The sequence below is a fragment of the Anaeropeptidivorans aminofermentans genome (genome assembly GCF_940670685.1).
GTDB classification, from domain to species: Bacteria; Bacillota; Clostridia; order Lachnospirales; family UBA5962; genus Anaeropeptidivorans; species Anaeropeptidivorans aminofermentans.
Genome location: NZ_OW711693.1, coordinates 2,872,670 through 2,886,147, shown reverse-complemented (window position 1 = coordinate 2,886,147; position 13,478 = coordinate 2,872,670). Strand labels below are relative to the sequence as shown.

Genomic DNA, 13,478 nt, shown 5'->3' with positions numbered 1-13,478 from the left:
ATGCTATTATTTCTTTTGAATTTAGCTATATTATAATTTTAAGAAAAAATAGCGGCATATTAAAATATGTATAACTTTTAGATTTTTTTGCATAATAGATAGAAAAAAGAATTTAATTTTACTGAGTAAAGTGTATGAATTTACATCTCAGCTATGCTATAATGATTTAGAAGTAAAAATTCAATATACTTAAGGAGAACAAAGATGGAGAATAATAACCACGACCATGACCACAACCATGATCATGACTGTGAATGCGGTTGCCATGAGCATGATACGGTAAAGCTTACGCTTGAAGACGACAGCGAAATCGAATGTGAAGTAATAGGAACTTTTGACTTAAACGAGAAAAACTATATTGCTCTTCTTCCTGTTGATGATGAAGATGTACTTATCTATAATTTTGAGGATTTAGATGGAGAGCTTCAGCTGAACACGATAGAAGACGAGGCTGAGTTTGAAGAGGTTTCTGCGGCGTTCTTTGAGCTTTTTGACGGAGTGGAAGAAGACGAAGATGAAGAGTACGATGAAGAAGATATTGAGGAAGACGAAGAATAATTTTATCTTGTAAAAGAGGAAAGGGCATTGAAGAAATTCGATGCCCTTTTTGTTTTTATATCCAGCAGAAGTATAATGCAATATTGTAAACTTACCCTGCGATTTTAGGCACTAAATTTCTGTATAAATTGGGTAAAGCAAATTTACAGAAGGATTTGCAAACCTTTTAAAAATGGGGTCTCCTGAATTTTAACAAAGTTCAAAGCTATAGAGAATCATAAAATCAAAGCAACAGCTTATGAAAAAATATAAGAGTTAGTTTGCGGCTGTATCACCTTCATCATCAAAGGAGACTTCGTTAAGCTCTTTAAAATCGAGGAATTCGGCTAAGGTCATATTAAAAGCAATGGCTATATGGTGCAGGGTTTTTATGCGCGGATCTTTAGTAAGACCCCTTACGATATTGTCAATTGTGGACTGGTTAAGCCCGCTCATAGATGCAAGCTTATTATAGGCGATGCCCCGCTGCTTGCATAAGGTGGTGATTCTCATTACAATTATTTCGGAATATTGCATTTTATCAACCTCATTATCATAAGTATTACCCGTGCTAAGACTTGTTCAGGTTTATATTAATGATAACAATTCGCCTATAAGAAATTACCCATATTCGGGTTGACGTTATGATTATTCTTTGTTATCATATCCTTATATACCCGAATATGGGTTATATAAAATGATGAAAAACGCTAATTTTTTACAAGTGAAAATCTGCTATATAACGGAAAATAATTCTACTTTATAAGCTTTCTGATTCGTGGATGAATTAAAATGCAGTCTAAGCTTCCAGCAGAAAAGTAATACTTATGAAATAACATAAAAAATATAGGGTTTTACTAAGAAAACCAAATTATATAAAAAACTAAATATACTGTACACATGAAAGAAAAACATCTATAATCAAAAATGAAGACCTCGCAATACAAATATAGAGCCTTGTATTTAATAGGAATCATTGTTAAAAGTCAAGTATTTAAAAGCAAAAAGCCCTTAAAAAGCTCTTTTGTCAAAGCAAAAACCGGCTTGATATAATATTATAGTAAAAGACAGAGGAATCTTCTGTTTTTTGATGTGAATGTAATATTTAGTTTTTCTTGTTTAGACAAATATTATTACAGGGTTTTTATCTTTAATTTTGCATAGGCTTACTTAATTTCGCAAAACTACGGCATATCATTTGTTTCTGCTGTTTTTAACAGGGAGGACTTAATGTGGAACTTGAGTACAAAAACGAAATAAAACAAAAAGTTGCGGACTGTATTGATGTTTCGGTAATTGTAATTGACGAGAATGACAATAAGATCGTAATAGCAAATGATAAGCTTACAAAAGATTTAAAAATAAATTTAGAAGAGATAGCCGGAAAAACTATTGACGAGGTATTTTACGGAGAGTTTAAAAGGGTATTAAACCTTATTATAAAAAAGCATCACGGAGAAAAAGAAATTACCCAGCTTTATTACTGGGGTGAAAGAGGCGTCTGGGGGAAAATATCAACCAAGAGATTTAAAACCTTTGACGGAAAAGAATATATATGCGTATCTATGATGGATATAAGTGATATAGGAAAGTCGGAGCTTCAGTATCAGCGCCTTACATATTATGACATGCATTTGGATATACCAAACGGCATAAAGCTTGAAAAGGACATAGAAGAGCTTGGCTCTTATGAAAATACAGCTATCATTAATTTTAAAATAAATAATTATAACTCTCTTGCAGATTTATACGGCTGGGAAACGGTAGAATATCTTTTAATACAAATAAAGGAATGGATGATAGATACTGCTCATACAGAATTTCAGCTTTATCGTATCGGTGACGGAGATTTCTGCGTACTCGTAAGAAATGTTACATATCAGGAAGCAAGAAACAGAGCCAATGAAATAATAGAACGGTTTAAAGAGCCTTGGAAATCCAAAACACAGCTTAATTCGCTGCCGCTTTTTTGCACCATATCGGTTGGGCTTGTTTTCGGAAGATATATAACAAAGGACATTCGGAACCTTCTTTACAGAACTCTTCAGGCTTCTCAAAAATCAAAAAAGCTTATTTCCTATGATTCTAATATGGATAAGCAGATAAAGGATTCTTTTCTGCTTCGGCAAAGCCTTATAAGCTGTGTACAGCAGGACATGAAAGGTTTTTCTGTTTATTATCAGCCGGTAATAAACGCCAGAACAGAAATTTGGGAAGGTATGGAGTCTCTTTGCAGATGGCATTCCCCTGAAATTGGATGGGTTTCGCCGCAGGTTTTTATATCTTATCTTGAACAGCTGGACCTTATAGATATATTGGATAACTGGGTTATGGAGCAGGCGCTTAAAGCCTGCAAAAAATGGAGCCTTGACAAAGCCGAGTTCTTCCTTGATGTGAATATGTCCCCTGCTCAGATATTAGACGACAGTTATGTCAATAATCTTCTTGACGCTTTGGAGCGATATGACTTTCCGCCTGAAAAGCTGAATCTTGAAATAACGGAAAGCAATAAGTTTGATTTTTCCGGTTCTAATTTGAAATATTTAAGTATACTTAGCGATAAAGGAATAAAAATATCTCTTGATGACTTTGGAACGGGATATAGTTCATTTAATAATTTGGCCAAGCTTCCTGCAAAGATACTAAAAACAGAAAAATCATTTATAGATAATATTGAAAGCGATTCATATCTGCAGTATCTTTTGAAAACTATAGTAGATATGGCACACTTTACGGATAAAAGGATAATAGCCGAAGGAGTAGAAAGAAACAGCCAGAAAGAATTATTAGTTCGATACGGGGTTGATTATCTCCAGGGCTATTTTTACAGCAGACCTCTTTCACACGAGGAAATGGATAGAAATATCTATAATTTCAGACATCATTGATAGACCGTAGAACCATATAAAATAAAGTATTGCCTAAGGCCGGAAAGCTTTCCGGCCTTAATAAATTAAGGGAAATAAAAAAAGCGAAAAATAATTTAAAAAAGATGTTGACATAAAGGGGATGCTGTGGTAAACTAGATTTTGCGTCCGAGAGAGGACAGCGCAGGAAAACAAGCACGAGAAGCAAAAACCAGAACATTGAAAACTGAATAATAAGGAAAGAACCAACCCGAAAAGAAATAAACTTTGAGAGCTTTAAGGCTAACGAAGAAAAGTAATACGAGATAAAAAATGCCAGATAGTCAAAAAGGATATGAAATATCCGTTTGACAGTCTAAAAGCTTGCTTTTAGACAAGAGTGGACAAGGATTAAATAGAGAGTTTGATCCTGGCTCAGGATGAACGCTGGCGGCGTGCCTAACACATGCAAGTCGAACGCTGAGTAAATAGTGCTTGCACTATCTACTTGGAGTGGCGGACGGGTGAGTAACGCGTGGGTAATCTGCCCTGTACAGGGGAATAACTGTGAGAAATCATGGCTAATACCGCATAATAACTATTTACTGCATGGTGAATAGAGGAAAGATTTATCGGTACAGGAGGAGCCCGCGTCTGATTAGCTAGTTGGTGGGGTAAGAGCCTACCAAGGCAATGATCAGTAGCCGGCCTGAGAGGGTGACCGGCCACATTGGGACTGAGACACGGCCCAAACTCCTACGGGAGGCAGCAGTGGGGAATATTGCACAATGGGGGAAACCCTGATGCAGCAACGCCGCGTGAAGGAAGAAGGTTTTCGGATCGTAAACTTCTATCGATGGGGAAGAAAAAAATGACGGTACCCAAGTAAGAAGCCCCGGCTAACTACGTGCCAGCAGCCGCGGTAATACGTAGGGGGCAAGCGTTATCCGGAATTACTGGGTGTAAAGGGTGAGTAGGCGGATTAGTAAGCCATATGTGAAAACTCAGGGCTTAACTTTGAGATTGCATAAGGAACTGTTAATCTAGAGTACAGGAGAGGTAAGTGGAATTCCTAGTGTAGCGGTGAAATGCGTAGATATTAGGAGGAACACCAGTGGCGAAGGCGACTTACTGGACTGAAACTGACGCTGAGGCACGAAAGCGTGGGTAGCGAACAGGATTAGATACCCTGGTAGTCCACGCTGTAAACGATGAGTGCTAGGTGTGGGGGAGAGATCCTCGGTGCCGCAGCAAACGCAATAAGCACTCCACCTGGGGAGTACGGCCGCAAGGTTGAAACTCAAAGGAATTGACGGGGGCCCGCACAAGCGGTGGAGCATGTGGTTTAATTCGAAGCAACGCGAAGAACCTTACCAAGGCTTGACATACCATTGATGGGTGCAGAGATGCACCGTTCTACGGACAATGGATACAGGTGGTGCATGGTTGTCGTCAGCTCGTGTCGTGAGATGTTGGGTTAAGTCCCGCAACGAGCGCAACCCTTATTTTTAGTAGCCAGCGGGTAGTGCCGGGCACACTAGAAAGACTGCCGTGGATAACACGGAGGAAGGTGGGGATGACGTCAAATCATCATGCCCCTTATGTCTTGGGCTACACACGTGCTACAATGGCAGGTACAGAGAGAAGCGAAGGGGTGACCTGGAGCAAAGCTCAAAAAAGCTGCCACAGTTCGGATTGTAGTCTGCAACTCGACTACATGAAGCTGGAATCGCTAGTAATCGCAAATCAGCATGTTGCGGTGAATACGTTCCCGGGCCTTGTACACACCGCCCGTCACACCATGGGAGTTGGTAGCGCCCAACGTCTGTGACCTAACCGAAAGGAAGGAGCAGCCTAAGGCGAGACCAGTGACTGGGGTGAAGTCGTAACAAGGTAGCCGTATCGGAAGGTGCGGCTGGATCACCTCCTTTCTAAGGAAAAGTAGGGTAGCACCCAAAAGAATTTGGGTCATTAAACGAAGTTTAATGATTTTGTGAAGCAAAATGCTGAGGAGATAGTTTTGTGAAACAAAACTGTCTGAAGGGTTTGAGTACTTATTATTTAGTTTTGAGTGTTCATGTAAATGAATATTCAATGAAATCATACGAGAAGCATGTATGGTTACAGTACCTTGAAAACTGAATAGAGAGAAGAAGAAAAACAATTTCATCGGAGTGCTTAAGAGAAGCAGGAGGATGGAGGCTTTACAAGAAGCTTACATTCGAATGAAGATTAAAGCATGACGAAAAAAGAAAATGTTAGGTCTGAAATGGTCTCTTGATAGGTAAATTATTACTTATCGAGAAAAATAAATGGTTTACTGAAGAGAATAAATGAAGAGTTTTAAAACCTTCAGTAAATTCGTGTAAATCTTCGATTTACACGACACAAAGGTCAAGCTAAAAAGAGCAAAGGGAGAATGCCTTGGCACCAGAAGCCGACGAAGGACGTGGCAAGCTGCGAAAAGCTGCGGTGAGGCGCACACAGCCTGTGACCCGCAGATGTCCGAATGGGGAAACCCGGCAGAGAAAAGCTCTGTCACCCGTACATGAATTCATAGTGTGCGGGAGGGAAACGTCGTGAACTGAAACATCTAAGTAGCGACAGGAAAAGAAAACAAAAGTGATTGCGAAAGTAGTGGCGAGCGAAATCGCAAGAGGCCAAACCAAGCATGCTTGCATGCTCGGGGTTGCGGACTGCAAACGTTATTTTGCGAGGGTAGCTGAACGGTTTTGGGAAAGCCGGCCGAAGAGGGTGAAGGCCCCGTAAGCGAAACTTAAGCAAAGACAGCAGAATCCAGAGTAGAACGGGACACGAGAAACCCTGTTTGAAGCCGGGGGGACCACCCCCCAAGCCTAAATACTAACTGGTGACCGATAGAGTATAGTACTGTGAAGGAAAGGTGAAAAGAACCCCGGGAGGGGAGTGAAAGAGAACCTGAAACCCTTTGTTTACAAACAACGGAAGTGAGAACGACCGTGTACTTTTTGTAGAACGGTCCGGCGAGTTACATTCATAAAGCGAGGTTAAGTACTAAGAAGGTACGAAGCCGAAGGGAAACCAAGTCTGAATAGGGCGTCTAGTTTTATGAAGTAGACCCGAAACCGGGTGACCTATCCATGGTCAGGTTGAAGTTACCGTAAAAGGTAATGGAGGACCGAACGCACATCTGTTGAAAAAGGTGGCGATGAACTGTGGATAGCGGAGAAATTCCAAACGAACCCGGAGATAGCTGGTTCTCCTCGAAATAGCTTTAGGGCTAGCCTTATACAAGTCTTGTGGAGGTAAAGCACTGAACTGGCGCGGGGCCCTAAAAGGTTACCAACCCAAATCAAACTAAGAATGCCATAAAGATGATGTATAGGAGTCAGACTATGTGAGATAAGTTTCATAGTCAAAAGGGAAAGAGCCCAGACCAACAGCTAAGGCCCCCAAGTCCGTGTTAAGTGGAAAAGGATGTGGGATTTCAAAGACAACTAGGATGTTGGCTTAGAAGCAGCCATACATTCAAAGAGTGCGTAACAGCTCACTAGTCGAGAGAACCTGCGCCGAAAATGTCCGGGGCTAAAACACGGCGCCGAAGCTATGGCTTTTACTATTTACAAGTAAATAGTAGAGGGGTAGAGGAGCATTGTACAGTAGGAAGAAGCGGAACTGAAAGGGACCGTGGACGAAGTAGAAGAGAGAATGCCGGAATGAGTAGCGAGATAAATGTGAGAAACATTTAGGCCGAATGTCTAAGGATTCCTGAGTAAAGCTAATCTTCTCAGGGTAAGTCGGGACCTAAGGCGAGGACGAGAGTCGTAGTCGATGGACAACAGGTAGAGATTCCTGTACTGCGTATATTCAGAACTGCAGGGAAGCAGGAGGATAGGAAAACCGGGGAAAGGAAATACCCGGGCAAGCACAAAGGATAGATTAGGAGGAAAACCCCTTAATTGTTTCTGAAGTGTGAAGCGGAGTGAAGAAAAGTAGCGAAGTTTCTGAATCCACACTGCCGAGAAAAGCTGCTATTGCGATATGCGTACCCGTACCGTAAACCGACACAGGTAGACGAGGAGAAAATCCACAGGCCGACGGGAGAAGTGTTGTTAAGGAACTCGGCAAAATGACCCCGTAACTTAGGGAGAAGGGGTTCCAGCGCAAGCTGGACACAGAGAAGAGGCCCAAGCGACTGTTTATCAAAAACACAGGTTTCTGCAAAACCGCAAGGTGAAGTATAGGAGCTGACGCCTGCCCGGTGCTGGAAGGTCAAAGGGAGAGGTTAGGAGCAATCCGAAGCTTTGAACTCAAGCCCCAGTAAACGGCGGCCGTAACTATAACGGTCCTAAGGTAGCGAAATTCCTTGTCAGGTAAGTTCTGACCCGCACGAAAGGCGTAACGATTTGGGCGCTGTCTCGACAACACACCCGGTGAAATTGAACAGCCAGTGAAGATACTGGCAACCTGCGACAGGACGGAAAGACCCCATGGAGCTTTACTGCAGCTTAATATTGGGATTAGGTTACACATGTACAGGATAGGAGGGAGGCAAAGAAGCCTGGACGCTAGTCTAGGTGGAGCCGCCGGTGGGATACCTCTCTTGTGTAACTTGGTTTCTAACCCTAAGCCGTTAACCGGATAGGGGACATTGTTAGGCGGGCAGTTTGACTGGGGCGGTCGCCTCCGAAAGAGTAACGGAGGCGCTCAAAGGTAACCTCAGAATGATTGGAAACCATTCAAAGAGTGTAAAGGCAGAAGGTTGCTTAACTGCGAGTGAGACATCACGAGCAGATACGAAAGTAGGACTTAGTGATCCGGTGGTAACAAGTGGGAGTGCCATCGCTTAACGGATAAAAGCTACCCTGGGGATAACAGGCTTATCTCCCCCAAGAGTTCACATCGACGGGGAGGTTTGGCACCTCGATGTCGGCTCATCGCATCCTGGGGCTGAAGAAGGTCCCAAGGGTTGGGCTGTTCGCCCATTAAAGCGGTACGCGAGCTGGGTTCAGAACGTCGTGAGACAGTTCGGTCCCTATCCGTCGCAGGCGCAGGATATTTGAAGAGGAGCTGTCCTTAGTACGAGAGGACCGGGATGGACGAACCGCTGGTGTATCTGTTGGATACCAAATCCATGGCAGAGTAGCCAAGTTCGGAACGGATAAACGCTGAAGGCATCTAAGCGTGAAGCCGCCCTCAAGATAAGATATCCCATGCCAAAAGGCAGTAAGGCCCCTTGAAGAGTACAAGGTAGATAGGTGAGAAGTGTAAGTGCGGTAACGTATTGAGCGGACTCATACTAATAGGCCGAGGGCTTGTCCAATAAAAAGGGTATATGAAAATATATCAAAGATGCAAAGCTAAAGAAAACAGCTTATCGAAAGATAGCTTACGCTATGGTTAAGCATCACAATCGTTTCAGATCCTTCTTTCTCTATTTAGTTTTTAGGGTATTGACAATAGCCGGAATAAAATGTAAACTGAATAAAGTTTAAAAATATAAGAGTTTTTATTAAGGAAGTTTAATTTTACTTCGTAAAATATCGTTCTATAAACCATACGAGAGTCGTGTATGATTTATAGAACTAACTACTTGTATTTCTAATATTCCTCGATAGCTCAGCGGTAGAGCATCCGGCTGTTAACCGGAGGGTCACAGGTTCGAATCCTGTTCGGGGAGTTTTTTATGCGAAAATTTAGAGAAGAAGCTATAGCTTCTTCTTTTTTTGTGATAAAATTACGAGAGGTATTGACCTTTACGCGGCGTAAAGTATTATGATATCTTTCAGAGAGAGGAGGGGTAAAATGCTTAGAATAGGAGAGACGGCTAAATTATTTGATATTTCCAACAGAACCCTTAGGCATTGGGAAGAAAAAGGCATACTTAAGAGCTTTAGAACAGACAGCGGATATCGCTTATATGATGATGAAAATATCATTCGCATTAAGCAGATAGCATTGCTAAGGAAGCTCGAAATTCCCATAGGGGATATTGAAAAAATGTTTACCTTCAATGATGTTGATATATCTGTTGAAATTATGAAAAATAATCTTATGAAATTAAGAAGAAAAAAGGATTTATTTGACGGCTTGTCTTACATTATTGAACGGCTGATTCTTAATTTGCAAAAGGAAAGAAGCCTTGACCAATGGTTTTTATATCTTGAAAATCAGACAATAAATCATTTATCTAAGGAAAATGCAGCCCTTCAAATTCTGCTCTCTGAAAGGAATATGGATATGAGCAATATAAACGATGTAAGGATTGTAAGAATTCCTGAAATGACGGTGGCTTCCTATTGTGCTGAAAGTGAAATGCCGGAGATGGATTGTTCTAAGGAGGTGGATAAATTTGTTCTTGAAAATTCTCTTCATAAAAAGGGAGGGTTCAGGCATTTTGGCTTTAACAATCCCAGTCCTACGGAAAATAATCCGGTATATGGATATGAAATATGGATTGCTGTGCCCGAAGGGTTTGAAATTCCGGAGCCTTTTATTAGAAAGAATTTTGAAGGCGGTTTATATGCGTCTATTTCTTCAAAGGTAAAGGAAATAGGCGAGAAATGGGCTCTGCTTTATAACTGGGTTATGGAAAGCGAAAAATATGCATTTGAAGCGGAGGCTCAATGGCTTGAAGAATGTGTAGATTATGAAACATTTATTTCGGAAGAAGAAGGAGAGCGAAAGCTTGATCTTTTATGCCCCATAAAGCTTATATAATCTAATAAAAAAGGATGGTATAGGGCCGTCTGTCATAAAACAGTATCCGTTTAGAAGCATGGCACAGCCTAAAAGCTGCGCCATGCTTCATTTGCTTATAGGCTTAAAAATAAGAATTTTCGCAGGAGATAGTACATTTTAAGCCTAAGTAAATATACGGTTTTCTTCTTGTTTCACTTTAAGTTTACTATAAAGGTTTGTTCATTTTCACCGTATCATAGGAGCATTAGAAATTAAACTCATTTTCCCAATCGAAATTTGCGGAGTCTTCTAAGCTCTTGGGCCAATGGCAACACCATTCCGGTACACTGGGGTTTTCCACCTTATCAAGGCTTGGCGTATATGGTTTTATGTCAAGCACAGGCGAGTTGTCGTTGGCATCAATATACGCAATTTGAATAGTACCGTTTTCATAGTCAATATGGATAATTTCTACCGCTGTCAAGGCAATGGGATTGGGACGGACAGGTGACCTTGTGGCAAAAATACCCATTACCTCTGGAGCATTTTTATATGGCTGCGGTGTTTCGAGGATATTTCTTGTTTCTTCATTGTCAAAGCCGCTAAACCACCAAATGACATTGAGGTGGCTAAAACCGTTTAAAGCTTTGAGGGCGGGAATATATTTCCGCTCAAGTTTAATAAACATTCCATCCTTGTTTATACTGATTTTTCCAATGGGATTGACATTAAATTTTTGCATAATTTCATTCCTCCATATGATTTTATTTGCCTGTAAATCCATCTTAGACCCTCACATCATGTGAGAGTCAATAGTAAAAAAGCGCCTTGCAGCAAAGCTGCAAAACGCTTCCTTTTATATCTTTCTCAATGGGATTTGTATTTCAGTCAAATATTTATCAGGGGTTTCTTCGTTCCACGGCCCACGATGAACGATTTGCCGGCTTTGCCCTGTCATTTTGTATTGACTGTGTTCCTGCAACCAGCCCGCAAAGGCAAGGTATGCGCCTGCAATATTTTCAAATGGCCCATATACCATAGTACATGCCATAATTGGAACAGGCTCGATATTTCGATATGTAAAACCGCCTATATTTTCACCCATTCGTGCCACAGGCGCGCATATTTCAATATCAACGTCTTTTTCTTTATAATCCGTATCGTGATAAATGGTAAAGGTATTATTTGAAACGGGTATATTGTTCTTATCAGCAAAAGCCGACATTTCTTTCCATAATAACCCTTCGGCATAATAATCGGGAACAACCCGCCTTAAAGAAAAAACTTGATAACTGGGAATGGATTTAATTGAAACATTATAATGTATTGTTATTTTTTCTTGCTGAATATCCCTTTTTGCAAGTTCAATCCTAGAGAGTTTATCCTGCTCAGTTTTAATTATATTTTCAATTTCCAGGCGTTTATTATCAAGTAAATCAGCAATAAAGTTATCACTCCATTGACTAAGAGCAAGGGCAATTTCAGAAACATTAAAGCCTAAATCCCGCAGGAATAGAATTTTATTCAATAGAGGAATCTGATCGGTTGAATATAGCCTGTAATTCGTAAATTTATCAATTTCCGCAGGTTTCAGCAAACCTGTTTCATCATAGTATCGGAGCATACGAATTGATACTTGTGTCAGTTTGGAGAATTCACCTATCTTAAACATTTTTAACACCTCTATGATATTATACCGTGTATATTGCGAAACTACAATTTCTAGCCATTGTCTTATTTTGCCCTTCCACTAACAACTCTATTTATCTTGTTCTGCTTATTAGGGTGCGGCTCAAAAGTCCAAAGCTCAGTTTATAGTCAATTTCAAATGAAACAGTAATAAAAACCGTATATTTTGAATGGATTAAACTTAAGGATTTTATATGTTTAAGCCGTTTATGGAAAATAGCTTTTTATTGCATCCTTCTGTGAAATTTACTATAATTTACCGTGAAAGCGTGACTTCTTCATCAAAAATATCCGAAATGGCATTGCTGTTTCTGCATTTCTTTCTTTTAATTCATATTTTCAATTACTGCCCAAGGCAGAGAAATAAAAAAGCATATCGTCCATTTAAAACGATATGCTCTTTCAAACATTTTAATTGACAGTTATCCATAAAGAATTTTATTTCTATGCTTATTTTAAATCCCATTTGATTTAAATATAAAGAAATACCATATTACGCCTAATATAATGATATGAAGAGGGTAGGCGGCATAGAAAAGATAAGTGGCTTTTTTCCCTTCCTGTCCGTTATATTTGCTGATAAACAGAAGGCTTGCAAGGGCTGCAATAAATAAGGTACTAAGGTGATAAATGCCGCCGTATATTGCGTTTATATAGAAGGCAATTACTATATAAGCTCTGTACTTTTCTATTTTAGGAAGATTAAAAAGCTCCGGCCCTATATAAGAAATCGTAAAAACCACAGAAAGTATAATGAGCGGTAATATTTCACCTGCATAAGCGTAATACATGCAGTAGAGAACAGACATATAAATAGGGGTTATGATAGATAATATTTTATCATTTGTTTCTTCTCTGGAAACATAAGTGAAAAATATCATCAGAACTCCCCATGCGCCGTAATCTGTACCAAGGCCGTTTGCAATGAAGAAACCCGCAAAGGAAGCAAAAATATAGGATATAAGGTATATCATATATTTGGGGCCGGGCAAATGCTTTTTAAGGGCCTCAAGAACATATACGGAAAAAGCTCCTAAGAAAAGCGTGAAAAAAACATTATGAGCGCCAAATATAACAGGCTTAAATTCGCCTCCGTAGGCAAGTCTTTCGATATTTCTAAAAAGAAAATTAAACGGTATCTCTGAAATAAAGGCGAATATAAAAAGCCTTAACAGATATTTTTTGAAATTTCTCGTATGCCTGCACCCTTCGCTTATAAGAAAAGCGTATATGGGGAAAGCAAGCCTTCCTATAATTCTTAAGGAACGAGTACCTGCTACGGAACTGAAAGTAGCGCCTATATGGTCTATTATCATAGTGATGAGGGCAAGCATTTTAAGGGAAAAACCTGTCATTATATCACTCCTGTTGTTTGGAATTTACTTATAATTCATAGAGATAAATACTTTTAACAGTATATCACATGGAAAAATAAATTTATACTTAAAAGCTACAAAAATCAAAAGTTTTATATGAATAGAGAATTCTGATTTTAAAGGAGCAAGCAGGGGGGTTATAGGTAATCAAGATAAAATTTATCGATTATAAGGAGACGTTCACTTAAAAACGACTTATAAGCTTACGTTTCTATTATTTTTCATCTTCGCTGCGTATAAATAATAGGGTAGATATTTAAAATTTCTATGAAACCCAAGTATGTGCGGCTATAGGCCTTGCTCTAGGATGGAAAATCAATCTTATTTTATTTGAATTCAAGAATTTTATTCAGTATAAGAAGAATGCCCA

7 protein-coding genes, 1 tRNA gene and 2 rRNA genes are annotated in these 13,478 nt (G+C 39.8%); 6 read left to right on the top strand and 4 right to left on the bottom strand.

The window, feature by feature from the left end; all coding sequences use genetic code 11:
* The first annotated feature begins 204 nt into the window (after positions 1-204).
* Positions 205-558, top strand: a complete 354-nt coding sequence (locus NBX03_RS12145; RefSeq protein WP_250228032.1) for a DUF1292 domain-containing protein — start codon at positions 205-207, stop codon at positions 556-558.
* Positions 559-813: 255 nt separating this feature from the next.
* Here the strand turns inward: NBX03_RS12145 and NBX03_RS12140 are convergent, their stop codons facing one another.
* The gene (locus NBX03_RS12140) at positions 814-1,074 is read right to left on the bottom strand and encodes a helix-turn-helix domain-containing protein (RefSeq protein ID WP_250228031.1); all 261 of its coding nucleotides are present in this window, start codon (positions 1,072-1,074) and stop codon (positions 814-816) included.
* Between the two features lie 695 nt (positions 1,075-1,769).
* On the opposite strand from NBX03_RS12140, the gene NBX03_RS12135 reads away from it, so the two are divergent.
* The 5 genes from NBX03_RS12135 (at position 1,770) to NBX03_RS12115 (ending at position 10,082) form a co-directional block, all read left to right on the top strand.
* Positions 1,770-3,425 (top strand): EAL domain-containing protein, encoded by a 1,656-nt coding sequence (locus NBX03_RS12135; protein ID WP_250228030.1) that lies wholly within the window; start codon positions 1,770-1,772, stop codon positions 3,423-3,425.
* Positions 3,426-3,795: 370 nt separating this feature from the next.
* A 16S ribosomal RNA gene (locus tag NBX03_RS12130) occupies positions 3,796-5,314 on the top strand.
* A 461-nt stretch (positions 5,315-5,775) separates the two neighbouring features.
* Positions 5,776-8,685, top strand: a 23S ribosomal RNA gene (locus NBX03_RS12125).
* The 16S and 23S rRNA genes sit together here with 1 tRNA gene alongside, the layout of an rRNA operon.
* A gap of 285 nt (positions 8,686-8,970) precedes the next feature.
* A tRNA-Asn gene (locus tag NBX03_RS12120) sits at positions 8,971-9,042 on the top strand.
* A gap of 125 nt (positions 9,043-9,167) precedes the next feature.
* Positions 9,168-10,082 carry a MerR family transcriptional regulator gene (locus NBX03_RS12115; RefSeq protein WP_250228029.1) on the top strand — a complete coding sequence of 305 codons (915 nt, stop codon included), beginning with the start codon at positions 9,168-9,170 and terminating at the stop codon, positions 10,080-10,082.
* 226 nt (positions 10,083-10,308) lie between these two features.
* Here the strand turns inward: NBX03_RS12115 and NBX03_RS12110 are convergent, their stop codons facing one another.
* The 3 genes from NBX03_RS12110 to NBX03_RS12100 form a co-directional block, all read right to left on the bottom strand.
* Positions 10,309-10,785, bottom strand: a complete 477-nt coding sequence (locus NBX03_RS12110; protein ID WP_250230274.1) for an SAM-dependent methyltransferase — start codon at positions 10,783-10,785, stop codon at positions 10,309-10,311.
* A 114-nt stretch (positions 10,786-10,899) separates the two neighbouring features.
* On the bottom strand, positions 10,900-11,715 hold the full coding sequence (locus NBX03_RS12105; protein ID WP_250228028.1) for a MerR family transcriptional regulator: 816 nt from the start codon (positions 11,713-11,715) through the stop codon (positions 10,900-10,902).
* 472 nt (positions 11,716-12,187) lie between these two features.
* Entirely contained in the window at positions 12,188-13,087 is a 900-nt protein-coding gene (locus NBX03_RS12100; protein WP_250228027.1) for a TraX family protein, read from the bottom strand.
* Between the last annotated feature and the right edge of the window lie 391 nt (positions 13,088-13,478).